Source organism: Brevibacillus sp. NL20B1, assembly GCF_018195675.1.
Taxonomy (GTDB): Bacteria; Bacillota; Bacilli; order Brevibacillales; family Brevibacillaceae; genus Brevibacillus; species Brevibacillus aydinogluensis.
This window is the reverse complement of sequence record NZ_JAGTPT010000012.1, coordinates 26896-44317: the sequence shown is the minus strand read 5'-3', so window position 1 is coordinate 44317 and position 17422 is coordinate 26896. Positions and strand designations below refer to the sequence as shown.

Genomic DNA, 17422 nt, shown 5'->3' with positions numbered 1-17422 from the left:
CCAGCCCGTCGTGCTTGTATCCAGCCTACACCAAAAAAGGCCGTATGTCACACGGTTGGTGACAACACGGCAACAAAACGTAAAAGGACTCCTGAACCATGCCTGTGGGAAAAAACATCCTCGCCCGCCCAACGCGGGGCAGGCGAGGATCGTTTGGCGGCTTCTTACTTGCTGAACAGCCCTTTGATCACAAACGCCACGTTGGCCGGACGCTCGGCCAGACGGCGCATGAAGTATCCGTACCAGTCGTTGCCGTACGGCACGTAGACGCGCATTGTGTATCCTTCGCGCGCCAGCTCGATCTGGGACTGCGGACGAATGCCGTAGAGCATCTGGAACTCAAACTGCGTGCGCGGAATGTTGTACTCTTTTTCCAATTGCTTCACGTAGGCAATGATGTTGTCGTCGTGCGTGGCGATCGCGGCGTAGCAGCCGTTCAGCAGGTGCTGCTTGATGATCTTCTTGTAGTTTTCATCGACGTCTGCCTTGTTCGGGAAAGCCACTTCCGGCGATTCCTTGTACGCCCCTTTGACCAGTCGCAGGTTGACCTTCTTTTCTTTCAGCTTTTCGACGTCTTCGCTGGACTTGTACAGGTAGGCCTGGATGACGGTGCCCACGTTGTCGTAGTCTTTCAGGAGTTCGTCCAGAATCTCCAGCGTCACTTCGTTGTGTGCGTAGTCCTCCATGTCAATCCGCACGAAAATGTTGCCGTTTTTCTTGGCTGCGTCCAAAATCCGCCGCATGTTGTTCATGCACAGATCGCGGCTGATGTCCAGGCCAAGCTGGGTCATTTTCAGCGACAGGTTGCAGTCCACGCCGGATTGGTGAATCGCTTCCAGCGTTTTGATGCAGTAGTCTGCCGACTCGTTGGCCTCTTCCACGCTGTAGACGAACTCGCCCAGGTGGTCCAGCGTGCAGACAAGCCCCTTTTGGTTCAACTGGCGAACGGTTTTGATCGCTTCGGCAATCGTTTCACCGGCGACGACGCGGCTCGCGCCGAACCGCAGGCCCCACTTTTTCGCCGCAGCGTTCAGCGTCTTGTTTTTGGACAGGAACAGGAAAAAGTCTTTCATGAGTTGTTCCATGAGAAATCGGTCTCCTCCTCAACAGGGATCTGTGTCCATATACCTAGCAGGAATCGTGCCAAACAGGATGAACAGGACAGATGCCAGCGATTCAGCTTGCTGACGCACAGGAAATTACACACATATGTACAGATTGTGTCCATTCTTGTACACTTTTGATTACAAGGTAAAACACTGTCCATCCGGTGGTTGGCCTGTACCATGCGTGTACTTCTTAGTTTGGATAGGAAGTGATTTTTTGAAACCGTTATTTTCTCTCGATTGTCCATTGGCTTGTCTGGCCGAGCCAATCGGCTCCGCTGCTGTCAGTATACGTGATGGCGAAACGGAAGGTGTGCTGCACCTCGGCGATCGCGACGCTGCCGTTCTCGTCGTCCCGGAGAAGGAGACGCTGCTGAAGGCGGGTGAACGGCTCCTTGCCTGGAAACGCCCCTCTGTGCCCGATCTGGTGACGCTCAACGAGGCAAACAATCCCTCCGGCCTGGTGACTGCTCATCGGCTGTTCAGCGCTTTCGTCACGTTGGCGCAAAACCAGTCCGCCCTGCTGCACACGCTGCTGGACACGATGAGTGAGGCCATTACGATTGTCGATATGCACAACGTGGTTCATTACTGGAACAAGGCGGCCGAGAACATTTACGAAATCGACCGCGCGCAGGTGGTGGGCACGCCGCTGGACGCCCATTTTGACAGCGAGTCCATCCGCCTTCTGGACGCGCTCAAGCAGGGCACCTCGGTGCAGCGGGTCTACCACATCCCCCGGCCGGACCGGCACGTGCTGATCAACGCCGCCCCGATCCGGCAGGAAGGGGATATTATCGGCGCGATATCCATCGAACAGGATATTACCGAACTGGTGCGGCTCAACGAGGAACTGTCCCACACCACCGCCCACCTGCACAATCTGCAACAGGAGATGAGCCGCTTTCAGGCGGCCGACGACCCGTTTTTCACGATCAAGGGACATTCCGCCGCCATTCAGTCGGCGATTCAAGCGGCGCGCAAGGTGGCTCAGACGGACGCTACCGTCCTCATCTACGGCGAGAGCGGCGTGGGCAAGGAACTGTTCGCCCAGGCCATCCACCAGGCCAGCCGACGGCGGGAGAAGCCGTTTATCGCCATCAACTGCGGGGCCATCCCGGCTGCGCTGTTTGAAAGCGAGCTGTTCGGCTACCAGGGCGGAGCGTTTACCGGAGCGGAGAAAAAGGGAAAGCCCGGCAAGCTGGAACTGGCCCACGGCGGAACGCTGTTTTTGGATGAAATCGGCGAACTCCCGTTGGAACTGCAGGTCAAGCTGCTGCGCGCCCTGCAGGAGCGGCAGTTTTACCGCGTGGGCGGCACCGAGCCGATCACCGTCAACACCCGGATCGTCGCCGCTACCAATCGCCAGTTGGAACACATGGTGGCGGAGGGCCGCTTTCGCGAAGACCTCTACTACCGTCTGAACGTCTTTACGCTGGAGATTCCGCCGCTTCGGGAGCGGCGTGAGGACATTCCCGAGCTGGTGCAGTTGTTCCTGCACGAGTACGCCATCGCCAACGATCAGCCTGTCCCGCGCATCACTCCGGACGTGATGCAGGCCCTGATTGACCACACCTGGCCGGGCAACATCCGCCAGCTTCGCAACGTCATCGAGCGCCTGTCCATCCTGCAGGAAGGAGGTGTCATTCTGCCGGAGCACCTGCCTTCCGCCATCCGCTCCCTGACGTTGGCAGCGCCGCCTGCCGTGCCGCTGACACCCCCGTATGCGCCCGTTTCCCAGACTTCACCGGCGGGCTACCCGTTCGCTCCGGACTCGGCCCTGTCGGAACGGGAACGCATCCTGGCCGCGCTTGATCGCACCTACGGAAACAAAAAGGCGGCGGCCGACCTGCTCGGCATCTCGCGCGGCACGCTGTACAACAAAATGAGAAAGTACGGGATCAGCCATGAGCGGTAAGGGGACGCTGCAGCTTAGTACCTGTTCATGATCGCATCTGCTTGCCTGCTGCAAAAAGAAACGCCCAATCATAAACGATTGGGCATCAGACTGAAGACAAACGGTTCATTGAGTTAGCGTCCACAAAAAATGATTTCCAGGCCGAAAGGCCTGCCCATTCATCAACCGAAGCGGAAGACAATGTGCATCGCATGGCGGGATGGGCCAAGCGAGCTCCTTTGACGACCTACTCAGCGGAAAAACGAAGACGCGGGAATCAACAGGGGACACAAGTCTCACTTCCTCGAAATACCCAGATGTTTGTCCCCTGCCCGCGTCTCGTTTTGGAGCGGACATCATTCGCTTCTGTGCTGGCGTCAAGCGAGCGAGCGGGCCCGCTCTCCCATGCGGCGCGGACTTGTCTACACGCTGAACGCCCAATCATAAACGATTGGGCATTTTTGTCGATCATCGCCGCACCGAAGCAGCTAACGTCCAGGTCTCAGCCGAATGATGCGGTCGTCTCCGGGCCCAGGCTCACCGCGTCCATCCCGGTTGCTGGTCAGGAGGTAAAGCGAACCGTCCGGCCCTTCCACGACATCGCGAAGCCGACCGTATTTGTTTTGGTAAAACACCGAAAACGATTGGACGACAGAAGGGTTCCCCGGGTCCAGGGCGACATTCAGGAGTTGTTCACCGCGCAAATTGGCGACCAACAGCCGTCCTCGCCACGGGCCTCTGGTTACAAATGTCATTCCCGCAGGGGCCCAGGTGGTGTCGCCGCTGTGCAGGATCGGCGCTGTCATACCGGCAGCCTGCTGATCCCCCTGGATGACCGGCCAGCCGTAGTTGCCCCCCGGCTCGATCAGGTTGAGCTCGTCGTGAGCGAAAGGGCCGTGCTCCGAACTGTACATGCGGCCAGAGGACGGACTCCAGCCAATCCCCTGCGGATTGCGGTGACCCCAACTGTACACCGGTGATTGCGGAAACGGATTGTCTGCCGGTATCGTACCGTCCAGGTTGAGGCGCAGGATTTTCCCCGCCAGACTGGAGAGGTCCTGTGCCCGTTCCGGGACGCGGGCATCGCCGGTGGTGATGTACAGCCGACGGTCCGGGCCGATTTTCAGTCGTCCGCCGTTGTGAATCACGTCCCCCGGAATCCCGTCGATCAGCACCTTGTCCACCCGTGCCCGATTGTTCTCCTCCCGCAGCCGCACGACACGGTTGTAGGTGCTGTCTCCCTGACGATAGGTGTGGTACACGTACAGCCAGTGGTTGGCGGCAAAATCCGGATCGACGGCCAGCCCCAACAGACCGCCTTCCCCTTCGCTCGTGAACGGCGCGGGAAAGGTGATAAGCGGTTCCGGAAGCAGCCTGCCCTGCTGGATCACGCGCACGCTCCCTGGCCGTTCTGTAAAAAAGATGCGCCCGTCCGGGGCGACGTCCAGCGCCCAGGGCACGTTCACGTTGTCTGCCAGCGTCTCCGGCGTATACGGCACCTCCTCATCCGCCAGCACCGTGGGACGGGGCGCCGCGACGACCGGTTCCACAGCTGGTCTTTCCTGCCGTTCTGCGTTATTTGCTTCACACCCGCCGGCAGCCGTCAAGGCGATAGCCGCAGCAGCTGCCATCATCCACTTCCTCATCTCATCCCTCCGACAGCCATCTTCTCAGTCAGTTTGGTCATTTCGCCTCCTGAACAAAACTCCCGCAGGCTTTTTATACTTTTTTCCAGCCTTTTCTGCTACGCTCCCTTTCGGAAGGAGCGTGATTCATGGTGCATTCCTGCTTCTACTTGGTGCGGAAAAGTCGTCTTCCCCGCTATACGCGCAAATTGATCCGCCTGCGGATTCCGTTTGTGCTGGAAGAGACACACCGCATCATCAGCATCCCAGACGGCTACGTAGCCCTGGTGTTTCCGGAGTTGCCCGCACGCCAATACCAACTTGTTTTCCGGACATTCGGCTTTGACGGCCTTCCGTATCCGCATGTGTAATGACCTCTCTCTCGGAAAGGAGGTGATTGCCATGACGAAGCATCTGTACTTTGCCGTTCGTCTCCAGGACGCGGTGCACTTCATCCGGGTGTTGACCAGCCACGGCATTACGCGTTACCATCTGGAGCCGCACGAGGATCACGTTGCCTTCGTGTTCCGCAGCGTCTCTGCTGTCCGGTACACCATGCTCCGGCATGTCTTTGGTGCAGATGGCAAGTCTCGTCAAAGCCGTTGACAAGCGGACCGGCGTTCCCATGAGGGGCGCCGGCCCCCTAACCTTCTCTTTTAGGCAGACAGAAAAAAATTGGTTCCCTGTCAGAACCAATTTGCATTCCGCTATTCCGGTTGAGCCACCCTCCGTTCTGCCAACTGCCGCTGCAGCAGGTACTTGCGCAACGTGTGAAAATATCTGGAGCCAATGCCGACAATTTTGCAGCCGTAGAAGTAATGCGGTCCCTCGACACGCTCGTGGATCACCTGCAGGTCAGCCTGAACGATGCCATCGGCGCGATTGCGGCCGTACAGCTCCACGTAGAAGCACAGCTTCCGTTCGTCGGGAACGGGCTTGTTGGCGCGGATCGCCAATCCCCCCAGACTCAGGTTGACGAGATTCACCTTTTGATAGAAAAAGGCATTGGGCGCTGCGGAATCGACGGACTGATACTGGACCCATCCCTGGACGTCCATGTCAAACCGCGGATATCGACGGCGCTGCTCGCGAAATTCCATGACGGTCGGCGAGTGGAACAGAAAGAGACGATTGCGTTCTTTTGCCAGCACCACCGCCTCAAAATTGTTGATGGTGTCGTAGTCGCTGGTTCGCACACAAGGCAGTTGGTCCCCCACCGTCACGTCCACCTGGTCGGGAAAGACAGCCTCGATGAGGTCGCCCTCTTCATAGATAACGCTGCCTTCAAATAATTGCTTGCCTTTTCGAATTTGCAAGATGCATTCCATCTGCAGTCTCCACCACTTCACACAAAAATTTGCCGGCTTTTCCGGAAAGACTCACGCGATCGTTTTCACGGAAAATGAGGTATAATGGGAACATTGACAGATAGGAGGTTACAGAACCCATGAGTCGTTATCAATGGATTACATTGGCGTTGGCACTTGCCGTGGCCGCGTGCTTCATCGGAGTAGGCGTGGCCATCGGTGAACGCAGTTGGCTCGGCGTGGTGGTCGGAATCGTCGGAGCGATCGTCCTGATGGGACTCGGCTTTACCTACAAGCGCAAACACATGCGCTGACCCTATGGCCTCAACGCCGAACGAGCAGGCTGTTCACGTAAAACAGCACGGACGTAAACCCCTTGGCCTGTTTCAACAGCTCTCTGGCAATGGTGTAAATGTGCGGCTGGCTCCGGTTTACCTTGCGATCGGCGAGGTAAAAGGCGACCAAGCCGTCTACGATCATACGGTGAAACGCAGGATTGGGCAAGTGGTCGACGCTTGCCTTTGCTTGTTGTATAAAGTACCGCATCCGCTCCGTCGCTTCCTGCTCCGAGGCGTAATAGCTGACAAAATTGAGATCGCCGCCCAAGCGATCCTCTTCCAGATCGATCAGGTAATCCAGCAGGATGTGCAGCCCGCACACCCATGGAAAGTAAGCCGCGGTGACCGCCTCGATCTCTTCGTCCGGGACGTGCGGCTCCGTCGCCAGGCAAAACAGGGCAAAGATGCCGATGGTCGATCCGGTAACGGCGGCAAACTCCTGCCAGTACAGATCCCGGTACCGCTCCTTGTGCCCGTCCCACCAGGCGAGCAGTTGTTTCTCCCGCTGATCGGGAGCGATGTGCTTGTACACCTGCAGGTCGCTGTAAAGGCGGGACAGTTCCAGCACGCGCGGCATGATTTTGCTGTAGCCGGGAAGCTGCCGGGCATGGCGCTGGCTGGTCAGCACGAGGTCGGCCAAAAAACCCCCGTCGTCCTTTTCCTTGTGAAACCGGTAGTAATCCTGCAGCGGAGCACCGGGTGTCAAGGCGTCCTGCATGGACAGATGAAGCTGCCGGAAGTCTTCGGGATCGAGCGACGTGCTGCGGTCGCAGAGATTGTCCAGGTAATCGCTGATCGTTTGGTAGGCTACGATGAGCGGTACGACGACCTCAACGTGAGGGACCACCTGAGCGGCGTAGACGGACCCGCCCTCGCAGTGGAATTTTTTGGTCTCCATGCTGGACAGCGCCTGCTTGCGGAGTTCCGGGTCCGGAATCGTCTGCGCCCGCCGGTACCAGGCGGCAAACTCCCGTTCCAGCACAGGACGAACATGACGGTAGATCCTGTACAACAGCTGCCACGGATGTCGTAGTTCCCTCACGTCATTCCCTCCTTATACACATAGCACTATCTTACCACAAATACCCTCTCTTCTCCTCATTGTTGCCGCGTGCGTGCCAATTTCTTCACACCTTCCGAAAAGAAGGGGAACACCTTCTGCCACCAGGCATGGACGGAAGAATGGACGGAGGAAAGAACGCCATGCGGGGAACAGCAAACTATCCGATCAGCCGTTTGGCCTCCAGATACAGCACCAGGATGAATTTTTTTGCGTTGATCCGGATGGACGACGGAGCCGGTTCGATATGGGTCTCCAACTCCTTCATCCGTTTGCGCACTTCGGTAAAGTCAAAAAAGGTAGTCGCGTAGCTTTCAAACTTCGGGTGGGCGTAGTCGGTCAACCCGAGTGACGCGAGGTGGGTCAGCGCCTGATAGATTGCCCGGCGCACCCGCTGTTCCGCAGCCTTTACCTCTTTTTGCACGTCGGCGGCCGCCGCCTGCCAGCCCAATTTCTCCGCAGCCACGCTGGCAAAGATGTCTTTCAGGGCGGGAAACTTGTAATCGCCGGCTTCTTCTTTTTCCATCCGGTAGAGGTAGTCCAGCATGTCCAGCAAATCCTTGCTGCCGCTTTCCCCGATCATCCCCAATTCCGTCAGCAGGAATTTGCCCGCCGTGCGGATCGTCCTGTCCGGCACTGGCTGCTCTTTTCGCTCGCCGCCCGCGCCTTGGGTCAAGACACTGAGCGATCGCTGGATGCCCTCGATGGAGCGCTGCAGCAGGATGCGCTCCCGCACCTTTTGCAGGACGCTGATCACCTCCAGTCGGTTGATTGGCTTGGTGATGTAGTATTCGATGCCCTGGGAGTACGCCTCCGCAATCATGTCTTTGGATTCGACCTGGGAAATCATCACGACGCGGCCGGAAAAGCCGGACAAGTGGCGAACCGTCTCAATCCCGTCGCGGTTCGGCATCAACAGGTCGATCAGCAGGATGTCGACTCCCTTCAACTCCAGGTAGTTTTTGTCTATCAGCGAACCGTCCTCCGCTTCACCGGCCACTTCCCCCAGATCTGCATCCTCGATGATGTGAGCCAGCATCGAACGGATGGCCGGATCGTCATCTACAATAAAATAGCGCATGTCATCATCCTTTCTGCACGAGATGGGCCGCCGGCAGGCGAATGATAAAGACAGTGGCGTACCCGTCTGTGTTTTCGCAAATCTCGATGTTTCCCTGCAGGGTTTCCACCACTTCCCTGACATACGAAAGTCCAATTCCGGTTGACGGATGGCCCGACACATCGTACTTCGTGGTAAATCCGGGCTTGAACAGCAGTTCCTTGTCTTTGACAGCAATGCCCGGGCCGTCGTCGCTGACCGATAACCGCAGCCACTCCTGCCTCTCGTCCATTGTGGCGGAGACGGCCACCGTGCCGCGCTCCCGGATCGCTTCCACGGCGTTGGCAACGAGGTTGTTCACCAACGACAAGGTCGTGTAGATGTGACAGGATAAATGGGGCATATCCACGCGAGCCTCGAAGCGGATGTCCTTGCCCAGCAGGCGGGCATACTTTTCGTTGGCGCGGACGATGATGTGGATCAGCTCTCTCAGCGGCAGGTAGTCCCTGGCGTTTTCATCGGAAATCAGCTTGGACAGACCGGCGTAAATCCGCTGGTTGTCCTTTTTCACCTCGTGCACCTGCCCGGCGATGCGCAGCGCCTGCCGGGCGAAGGCCTCGTCGTTCTCGTCGCGGGCGGTGTCCTTCATTTTGCGGTACAGATCGTAACACTCCCGCGTGATTTCCTCCACTTGCTGCAAGGTTTTTTTCAGATGAATCGACTCCTCGTACAGGCTGGCGATCAGCATCAGCATGCGCTCGCTGCGGATGCGCTGCTGCTCCTCCATCCACTTCGCCTGACGGAGCTGGATCACGTTGAAAAAGCTGAGCACGAAAAAGCTGCGAATCAGCGCAATCGCCGACACCGGCCAGATTACCGAAAGTTGAAGCACCGCCTCCCACGACGACGCGCGAAACCAGAGTTCCACCAGATTGCCCCCAATCTCCGCCAGCGTCGCCAGCCCGCCGACCAACAGCGGGCGGTGGTGCCATTCATTGACACGAAACAGGGAGAAGAGACAGGAATACGTCACGTAAAAGAAAAAGGCGGGCAGGTGCATGTGAATGGAGGAAACCAGATCAAACCGATCGGACACAGCCCAATCCAGTGCAACCCGAAACAGCACCACCAGGCAGCCCGTCAGCCCCCCACTCACATACGCCGGAACCTTGCGCAGCCACAACAGGAAAAAGAAAAAAGCAGTCGTGCCAAAACTCACACGAAAATCGTCCTGAAACGGATGAAATTTCAACTCGCCTGCGATTGGCACGGCGATCAGCATCAGCATCAAAATGTATACGCTTTCTCTCATCGGTTTTCCACTTTCGTTGCAAGAAGGTTTCGACATTATTTTATTTTACTATAACTTTTGCATAGATTTTTGTAGTTTTTTGTAGGGAAGCGCTTACACTCGTGGGTAGATAGTCCCTTTCATCCCGCAAAATGATTGTATTCTGACAAAAAAAGGGTACTATAAGGTTATGGAAAGACTATTTGCATAAGGGGGAATTTTCATGAAAAAACGCAGTCTGCTTCTCTCGCTGACGCTGCTCCTCACGATGTCGCTCGTGACGGCATGTGGCGGCGGGAACAATGCGCAAGGGGGCCAGGACGGCAATGCCGGCGGTGGCAGTAGTGATCCGAGCCAACTGATCATCGCAACCGGCGGTACCGGCGGCACCTACTATCCGCTTGGCGGGGGCATGGCCGATCTCATCAAGAAAAACACCGGGGTAACGGCCACAGCGACTGCAACCGGCGCTTCGGCAGAAAACGTCCGTCTCATCCGCGACAATCAAGCAGATATTGCTTTTATCCAAAACGACATCGCCGAATACGCAAGCCAAGGCACCAACATGTTCCAGCAGGACGGCAAAATCGACAAGTTCCAGGCGTTGGGCGCCCTCTACAACGAGACCATTCAGATCGTCGTCGCCAAAGACAGCAACATTAAAAGTGTCGCTGACCTGAAAGGCAAGCGCGTCTCCGTCGGCTCTCCGGGCAGCGGAACGGAAATGAACGCCCAGCAAATCCTCGAGGTGTACGGCCTGACTTTTGACGATCTGAAGCTGCAGCGCCTCTCCTTTGCCGACTCTGCGCGAGCCATTCAGGACGGCCAATTGGACGCCGCGTTCCAGACGGCCGGCACACCGACTGCAGCCATTACCGAACTGGCCGCTACGACAGGCGTGACGATCATTCCGGTTGACGATGACAAGATTGACGCACTGATCCAGAAGTATCCGTTCTACGTAAAAACGACAATCCCGGCCAACACCTACCAGACCGTACCGGAAGAAGTCAACACCGTCTCCGTCAAGTCGATGCTCATCGTCCGCTCTGACTTAAGTGAAGACCTGGTGTACAAGGTGACCAAGGCGATCTTTGAGAACACGGACAAACTGGGACATGCCAAGGCAAAAGAAATCAAGATTGAGGACGCGCTGAAAGGCGTCAGCCTGCCGGTACACCCGGGCGCGAAAAAGTTCTTTGACGAAAAAGGCGTACAGTAAGACCCCATGTTTCTGCACAACCAGGTAGGAACCGGGAAAGGGCGGACGTCGTTCCGCCTTTTCTCCTTCCTTTTATTGACCACTGTGATTCTGGCGACTCTCATCCCCATTTTCCCCGCTCTGGTCATCCGCGACACGGAGACGAACCGGCTGGTGTGGAGCAGCCAAATCGCCGACGACGGCACATTTGCCATACGCTGGACTCATTCCATCAACCGCACGCCCGTCGTGGAGACGTACCGCGTCCAAAACGGGCAGATCATTTTATCCGAATTGACCTTTCAGGATTACGGGATCGGCATGGAAACCCAACTGGCTGACGATGAACAACTGATCAGCGAAAATGGTTTGTTTCGCATCGTCAACATGCACCGCGCCTACCCCGCCCTCCATCTGTTCATCGGACAGGTAAGGGCTAATCATACACTGCTTTTTTCCGGACGGGAAATTCCGCTCGCCGACGTGGACAATCCCGGCGCGGCGGTAACGATCCGGGTGGAGAAGCGCTCCATTTTGCAAGCGATTGGAGGGTACTAGATGAGCACGCAACAGATGAGTCAACAGGAAATGGAACGATTGATTGCTCAGTACGACAAGGAATCCGCCGTGCGTCAGCTGTCCGGGCCGATGAAATGGATCACCTTTGTCCTGCTGGTTCTGTTTTCCGTCTACCAACTGGTCAGCACGCTCTTCCTGACGCTGCCGCCGCAAATTCACCGCCCCATCCACCTGGCGTTTGGCCTGGGGCTGGTCTATCTGCTCTACGCCGGACGTTCGAAAGGGCAAGCTGACGGCAAGGTGGGAATCGTCAACATCATCCTGTCCATCGTCGCCGTCCTGGTGTCGCTGTACTGGGTTTTCGACTACGACGGGCTGGTGTTGCGCACCGGGAACTACACCACGTTTGACCTGGTAATCGGAGGCGCGGCCATCCTCCTGGTGCTGGAGGCCGCACGCCGTGTCGTGGGCCTGCCCATCACCATCATCGCCGCTTTCTTTTTGCTGTACACCTACTTCGGGCCGTACATGCCCGGCTTTTTGGAGCACCGCGGCAATGACGTCAGCCGGATTATCGGTCATTCCTACTACACGCTGGAAGGGATTCTCGGAACGCCGCTCGGGGTGTCGTCCACGTTCATCTTTCTCTTCATCCTGTTTGGCGCCTTCCTGGAAAAGACCGGCGTAGGCGAATACTTTAACGATCTGGCGCTCGTCATCGCCGGGCGCCGCATCGGCGGACCGGCAAAGGTGGCCGTCTTCTCCAGCGCCTTGCAGGGAACGATCAGCGGAAGCTCCGTCGCCAACGTGGTGACGTCCGGCGCCTTCACCATTCCGATGATGAAACGCCTGGGCTACCGCTCCGAGTTTGCCGCCGCCGTCGAAGCGTCATCCTCCACCGGCGGTCAGATCATGCCGCCGATCATGGGCGCCGCCGCCTTCCTGATGGCGGAGTTCATCAACGTTCCGTACATGGAGATCGCCAAATCGGCTGCGCTGCCGGCAATTCTGTTCTTCACCGGCATTTGGATCATGACGCACTTTGAAGCCAAGCGCCTCGGGCTGCGCGGTCTGACCCCGGAAGAGCTGCCGAACAAAAAAGAGGTGCTGAAGAAACTGTATCTGCTGCTGCCGATTCTGGTGATCATCGTCGTACTGATGATGGGCGTCTCTGCCGAGCGTTCCGCCATCATCGGAATCGCGTCCACAATCGTGGTCAGCGCATTCCGCAAAGAGACGCGCTTGTCGCTTGCGGACATTCTGGAAGCGTTCGCTTCCGGCGCCCGCACCGCTCTGGGTGTGGTGGCGGCAACGGCTTGTGCCGGCATTATTGTCGGGATGGTCACGCTGACCGGTATCGGGCTGAAACTGGCCAACGGCTTGATCGACCTGGCGGGCGGCATTCTGCTGCTCACCCTGTTCTTCACCATGATCGCGTCGCTGATCCTGGGGATGGGCACACCGACCACGGCCAACTACATCATTACATCGACGATTGCCGCTCCCGCCCTCATCCAGATGGGTGTGCCGGACATCGCCGCGCACATGTTCACCTTCTACTTCGGGATTATTGCCGACATTACCCCGCCAGTTGCGTTGGCGGCGTTCGCTGCGGCCGGTATCGCCAAATCAAAACCGATCCAGACTGGGGTGGAATCAACGAGGCTGTCCATCGCAGCCTTTATGGCGCCCTACATCTTCGTCCTGTCGCCGCAGTTGCTGTTGATCGACACCACGTTTTGGGAATCGGTGTGGGTGTTGATCACCTCCACGCTCGGCATGATTGGCGTTGGCGCCGGTCTGATCGGCTTCTGGATGTCGAAGCTGAATCCGCTGGAGCGTATCCTGGCTGTCGCAGGCGGCGTTTTGGCCGTAATGCCCGGACTTGCCACCGACTTGTCAGGTTTCGCCCTGCTGGCGCTCGTGTTTGGTCTCTCCTACTTCAGGGGGCGCAAGGAAAATCAGCAGATTCAGATCGCTTCCTAAGCCAGGTGCTAGATGGTTTTATAAAACTACAGGCTGTCGATGCCATTTCGACAGCCTGTTTCTTTTTTACGCGAAGCAGTCAAAAAAATAGCTCTCCTCTTATCCCAGACGGGCCAAGTCGGAGAGCTACATTTTTTTATCACGCTGCATCAGTATTGTCCAATGGGGTGAATAAGGGTCTTGGATTTCCCTTCATGTTTCACGGGGTGGTTTGGCCAAATCGGAAGCTGAAAACGGTTAAACACAGCTTGTTACTCTAACATTTGCTCAAGAATTTTTTCACCTTTTTTATAAACGGATCCGTCGAGTGTAAATCGGTACAGAACCATCTTTTTGCTCGTGGTGTCGTATATCCATAAAAACTTGTCGCCATTCGCCGAAGTGGAATGCATCATGACAGCATCACCGCTGGACAACGCCCCATCCTGAGCGAAGAGCGGCTCTGATAACTGCGGTTTCGTCTGAAGATGATAGATGATTTCTCTTGACGTCTCTTTTGCAGTCTCTGCAATCGAAACAATTCCGTAAACAACCGCCACTGTAAGTATCGAAAGTAAAATACCTACCCATATTTGAAACCAGTTGCTTTTCATTGCCAACCTCCTCCTCTCGTGGTCACTATTAAAATATCAAAATTTGTAATCTATTCCATTAATGAATTTTTCCGGGGGGGGTATGACTTTTATGAAATGTCCTGAATGCAGCTACGAATTGAATCTGAATGAAAAACATTGGAGTCATGAGGGGGAAAATGTCTACGTTATACACTCACAGTTGCATCATGAAACGATGTACCACGAAATCGTTGAGCATTACTTGGCGTTGCCTGGCAAAGCTCCCGATGGGAACCGCTCATACACTCACATTATCATTGATGATGGTATGTCGCAAATTTGCGGTTGCTCTACCTGCTTTATTCAGAGCCACAGAGTACAAAGCAGAGTGGAGAAGCTCTATAGCGAACAGAATATATATTTTGGTTTTACTTTTTGACAATGTATTATCGCACGGCGGGATGGGCCAAGCGAGTCCGCCCCCATCACCCCATGCACCACGGACTTCGTCTACACACTGACGGGCCCCTGTTTAGGGACCCGTCTTTTTACTTGCGAATCAATCTTGTCCAGCCTTCGTCCTGCTCCACCTTTTGCTCCTTCATCAGCTTGCCCAGGGCCCGCTTGAAGGCTGACTTGCTCATCGCGAACTTCTCCCGGATGATGTCGGCCGGGGTGTCGTCCGTGTACGGCATCGCTCCGCCCCGGTCGATCAGGTAGTGAAGAAGCTTGTCCGCGTCTTCTGCGTACCGGACTTCCTTGCGCGCATGCATCGAGCCGTTCAACCGGCCGTCTGCGCGCACGTAGCTCACTCGGCAGCGGACCGACTGCCCCAGGCGAAGCGGTTCCGTCATCTCGTCGCGGTGGACGAACAGCACGTGCTCGTCGTCCGTAAACAGGAACGCTCCCTCCTGGATCACTTTGTAGACCGTGCCTTCCACCCACTTGTTGTGCATGTCGTTGTCGGCCGGGACCGCAATCCGGCTGATTTCCTCCTCCGACACCGGCCTGGCCAGCAGACGTCCCTGCTTGTCCCGCTTCAGCGTCACCAGCAGGCGGTCACCCGCGCGAGGCCATTCCTGCCGCATCTTGGGGAGATCGTCCACGAACAGCAGCAGGTGCTTCTTGATGCCGTTATCCAAAAATACGCCCAGGCGCGGGGACACATCCACCACTTCCAGCCAGCCGTACTCGCCCCACGATACATAGGGCATCTGCATGGTAGCCGCCAATCGATTTTCATGGTCGTGGTAGAGAAAGACGTCCACCTCTTCACCGACCCGGAGCGGACCGTCTGCTTCGCTCCGGTGGAGAAACACCTCCGCCTCTCCCTCGTGAAGAAAATAGCCGAAATCCGTCTGCCGCGCCACCGTCATCGTCACGGTCATGCCCGCCTGGAGGTGGGTCAGAGCGGTGTGCACCCGGTTTTTGTTGTGCCTCTTGTTCATTTGCGTCCTTTCCTCTCTCTCCTGTTTGCATCCTAACTATACCCAACCGGCGGCAATCCATTCCACACCTTTTTGCCCATCCCGCAGAAAATTCGGCTAATCAGGCAAGTCCGGCCGACGGTTGCAATATGTATGGATTGTACCGGTTGTACCTGTTTTGATGTGTAACCAACTGATGACGACTGTCGTAATTACCAGCAGTTATTTCCAGTCTAAATAGATGGGAGCGACTCGTGATGCTTGTGCTTCTGGAACATATCATTCTCGGCATTGTTCAGGGGTTGACGGAGTTCCTGCCGATTTCCAGCACCGGTCATCTGGTGCTGTTCCGCAAGCTGTTCGGTCTGCAGGAAGCCGGCCTGCTCTTTGACACGATGCTTCACTTTGGGACGCTGATCGCCGTCGTCATTGTGCTTTGGCCGGAGATTCGTCACGTCCTGATTAACCCGACCGGCAAACTGGCCCGCCTGCTGGTCGTCGGCACCATTCCCACTGCCGTCATCGGCCTGACATTTGAAGACTATTTTGAGGAGATTTCCCGGACCGGTGTGACGATCGGGTGGGAGTTTCTCGCCACCGGCGTGATTATCTGGGGAGTGGAATCAATGCGCAGGGGGACGCGGAAGTTCGACGAGATCAACTACACGGACGCCCTGATCATCGGTACGCTGCAAGGCGCCGCCATCCTGCCCGCCATCTCCCGCTCCGGCCTGACAATTGCCGGTTCGCTTATGCGCGGCATCAATCGCGCCGATGCAGCTCGCTTTTCTTTTTTGCTGTCGCTTCCGGCCATTCTGGGAGCTACCGGACTGCAGACGCTCAAGCTGGTCAGGCAACCGGTGGAAACGGACGCGATGATTCCGATGCTGGTGGGTACGATGTGTGCCGCCATCGCCGGATACGTGGCCATACGCTGGATGCTGAAGATCATCAGCACCGGCTCGATGAAAGGCTTTGCCGTTTATGTCTGGGTCCTGGGCATTATCATCCTCGGCATGCAGTATTTCGGCGGATAGCCAAACAATAAGCCGGCGCTGCCGCCGGCTCTTTCACTTTATGTGCTCCTTGTCTCCGTACCGGCTGGCCACCAGTTTGGCCACCAGCAGCACGAGGCCGTAAAACGCCGTAGCCAGGAGCGATGTGGCCAGCCAGGTGGCGGTCCCCAATAACAGGTAGAGCAGGACGTGAGCGACAAAAATGCCCAACAGCCAGATCCCGATGTTCATCCGGTTGATAAAGGCGACCAGACTGCGCAACCAACAGACACCTCCAACTTGTGCAGATACTGTTGTTATTGCCCCTGCGGCCGCTTCTTATCCCCGTCCGGCCAAACTTCCGGGTCCCGCTGTCGGTCCTGCACCTGAAAGCCCGCCCGCTCCAGAATTTCGGCCAGCACATCCAACGGTGTGTTGGCCACCTGGGCAAACATCCGCCTTGTATGCAAATGCTGGGCGTGGGGAAAATCGTCCGATAGCTGCCTGCGCAATTTTTTTCCACTGTGGTCCTCATCCGTAAACACGTACACCTCGTCGGCCGTCTCCAGTTTTTCCGCAAGCCGCCCCGCCTTGTCCGTGCTGTACGACCCGTATGTGCAGTAAATCAATACCGGTTCGGCCAAAACCTGCAGAAGCCGCTCCCTGTCCGTTTTTCCCTCGACAATAATGACACGTTCTTCCACGCGGCCACGCCTCCTTTTCCAGCGAGGTGATACGTTTAGTATACCCGTTCCAAAAGCGGCCGGAAATAGACCGCCGGGAACATCTGGCTGCGTAACACAGACGCCTGCCGGGGGAAGCTAAAGGTGAACCAGGGGGAAAGGAGCGTGCACCATGGCACAGTGGAAAAGCGCCAAAAATTTGAACCAGAAAGGCTTGGCTGTCACCGGCCTGACGAGCAGCACAATCGCTGACGACACGCACACGGAAGACAACCAGGGAACTTCGCAGCAGCGCAAGCAGAAGGAGCAGCCCGAGCCCCGGCCCATGTAAGGACCGCTTGTCTCTCATACAGCCGTCTTATACAAGGCGGCT

19 protein-coding genes are annotated in these 17422 nt (G+C 56.7%); 9 read left to right on the top strand and 10 right to left on the bottom strand.

The window, feature by feature from the left end; translation table 11 throughout:
* Positions 1-164 precede the first annotated feature (164 nt).
* Positions 165-1085, bottom strand: coding sequence for a proline dehydrogenase family protein (locus KDN35_RS10140; protein WP_171565100.1), 921 nt, complete (start codon positions 1083-1085; stop codon positions 165-167).
* A 238-nt stretch (positions 1086-1323) separates the two neighbouring features.
* Between KDN35_RS10140 and KDN35_RS10135 the strand changes: the two genes are divergently transcribed.
* Positions 1324-3024: a sigma-54 interaction domain-containing protein gene (locus KDN35_RS10135; protein WP_171565101.1), complete on the top strand. Its 1701-nt coding sequence runs from the start codon at positions 1324-1326 to the stop codon at positions 3022-3024.
* 467 nt (positions 3025-3491) lie between these two features.
* On the opposite strand, the gene KDN35_RS10130 is transcribed toward KDN35_RS10135, so the two are convergent.
* A complete protein-coding gene (locus KDN35_RS10130) occupies positions 3492-4649 on the bottom strand; it encodes a PQQ-dependent sugar dehydrogenase (protein ID WP_171565102.1) in 1158 nt (385 codons plus the stop codon).
* 128 nt (positions 4650-4777) lie between these two features.
* On the opposite strand from KDN35_RS10130, the gene KDN35_RS10125 reads away from it, so the two are divergent.
* Together KDN35_RS10125 and KDN35_RS10120 are read left to right on the top strand one after the other, a co-directional pair.
* Positions 4778-4999, top strand: a complete 222-nt coding sequence (locus KDN35_RS10125; RefSeq protein WP_171565103.1) for a hypothetical protein — start codon at positions 4778-4780, stop codon at positions 4997-4999.
* A 31-nt stretch (positions 5000-5030) separates the two neighbouring features.
* Positions 5031-5234, top strand: a complete 204-nt coding sequence (locus KDN35_RS10120; RefSeq protein WP_171565104.1) for a hypothetical protein — start codon at positions 5031-5033, stop codon at positions 5232-5234.
* A 101-nt stretch (positions 5235-5335) separates the two neighbouring features.
* Here the strand turns inward: KDN35_RS10120 and KDN35_RS10115 are convergent, their stop codons facing one another.
* Positions 5336-5977: a PilZ domain-containing protein gene (locus KDN35_RS10115; RefSeq protein ID WP_349290968.1), complete on the bottom strand. Its 642-nt coding sequence runs from the start codon at positions 5975-5977 to the stop codon at positions 5336-5338.
* A gap of 98 nt (positions 5978-6075) precedes the next feature.
* On the opposite strand from KDN35_RS10115, the gene KDN35_RS10110 reads away from it, so the two are divergent.
* Positions 6076-6249: a DUF5325 family protein gene (locus KDN35_RS10110; protein WP_171565106.1), complete on the top strand. Its 174-nt coding sequence runs from the start codon at positions 6076-6078 to the stop codon at positions 6247-6249.
* 10 nt (positions 6250-6259) lie between these two features.
* Here KDN35_RS10110 and KDN35_RS10105 read toward each other — a convergent pair whose 3' ends face one another.
* The 3 genes from KDN35_RS10105 to KDN35_RS10095 all read right to left on the bottom strand — a co-directional run bounded on the left by KDN35_RS10105 (position 6260) and on the right by KDN35_RS10095 (position 9705).
* Positions 6260-7315 (bottom strand): tetraprenyl-beta-curcumene synthase family protein, encoded by a 1056-nt coding sequence (locus KDN35_RS10105; RefSeq protein WP_212132654.1) that lies wholly within the window; start codon positions 7313-7315, stop codon positions 6260-6262.
* 178 nt (positions 7316-7493) lie between these two features.
* On the bottom strand, positions 7494-8414 hold the full coding sequence (locus KDN35_RS10100) for a response regulator (RefSeq protein ID WP_171565108.1): 921 nt from the start codon (positions 8412-8414) through the stop codon (positions 7494-7496).
* Between the two features lie 4 nt (positions 8415-8418).
* Positions 8419-9705 carry a sensor histidine kinase gene (locus KDN35_RS10095; protein WP_212132653.1) on the bottom strand — a complete coding sequence of 429 codons (1287 nt, stop codon included), beginning with the start codon at positions 9703-9705 and terminating at the stop codon, positions 8419-8421.
* 202 nt (positions 9706-9907) lie between these two features.
* Between KDN35_RS10095 and KDN35_RS10090 the strand changes: the two genes are divergently transcribed.
* From KDN35_RS10090 to KDN35_RS10080, 3 genes are read left to right on the top strand one after another with little or no spacing between them, the layout of a single operon-like run.
* Entirely contained in the window at positions 9908-10906 is a 999-nt protein-coding gene (locus KDN35_RS10090; protein ID WP_171565110.1) for a TAXI family TRAP transporter solute-binding subunit, read from the top strand.
* A gap of 6 nt (positions 10907-10912) precedes the next feature.
* Positions 10913-11443, top strand: a complete 531-nt coding sequence (locus KDN35_RS10085; protein ID WP_212132652.1) for a DUF1850 domain-containing protein — start codon at positions 10913-10915, stop codon at positions 11441-11443.
* Positions 11444-13390 carry a TRAP transporter permease gene (locus KDN35_RS10080; protein ID WP_212132651.1) on the top strand — a complete coding sequence of 649 codons (1947 nt, stop codon included), beginning with the start codon at positions 11444-11446 and terminating at the stop codon, positions 13388-13390. It begins immediately after the preceding gene.
* Between the two features lie 251 nt (positions 13391-13641).
* Here the strand turns inward: KDN35_RS10080 and KDN35_RS10075 are convergent, their stop codons facing one another.
* Both KDN35_RS10075 and KDN35_RS10070 read right to left on the bottom strand, forming a co-directional pair.
* Complete coding sequence (locus KDN35_RS10075) at positions 13642-13983, bottom strand: hypothetical protein (protein WP_171565115.1); 342 nt, start codon at positions 13981-13983, stop codon at positions 13642-13644.
* Between the two features lie 509 nt (positions 13984-14492).
* The gene (locus tag KDN35_RS10070) at positions 14493-15392 is read right to left on the bottom strand and encodes a CvfB family protein (RefSeq protein ID WP_171565116.1); all 900 of its coding nucleotides are present in this window, start codon (positions 15390-15392) and stop codon (positions 14493-14495) included.
* 236 nt (positions 15393-15628) lie between these two features.
* Between KDN35_RS10070 and KDN35_RS10065 the strand changes: the two genes are divergently transcribed.
* Positions 15629-16408, top strand: a complete 780-nt coding sequence (locus KDN35_RS10065; RefSeq protein WP_212132650.1) for an undecaprenyl-diphosphate phosphatase — start codon at positions 15629-15631, stop codon at positions 16406-16408.
* Between the two features lie 33 nt (positions 16409-16441).
* On the opposite strand, the gene KDN35_RS10060 is transcribed toward KDN35_RS10065, so the two are convergent.
* Together KDN35_RS10060 and KDN35_RS10055 are read right to left on the bottom strand one after the other, a co-directional pair.
* A complete protein-coding gene (locus KDN35_RS10060) occupies positions 16442-16648 on the bottom strand; it encodes a hypothetical protein (RefSeq protein WP_171565118.1) in 207 nt (68 codons plus the stop codon).
* Positions 16649-16683: 35 nt separating this feature from the next.
* Complete coding sequence (locus KDN35_RS10055; protein ID WP_311837990.1) at positions 16684-17070, bottom strand: toprim domain-containing protein; 387 nt, start codon at positions 17068-17070, stop codon at positions 16684-16686.
* Between the two features lie 151 nt (positions 17071-17221).
* Here KDN35_RS10055 and KDN35_RS10050 point away from each other — a divergent pair, with 151 nt between their 5' ends.
* Positions 17222-17380, top strand: coding sequence for a hypothetical protein (locus KDN35_RS10050; protein WP_171565120.1), 159 nt, complete (start codon positions 17222-17224; stop codon positions 17378-17380).
* Positions 17381-17422 lie beyond the last annotated feature (42 nt).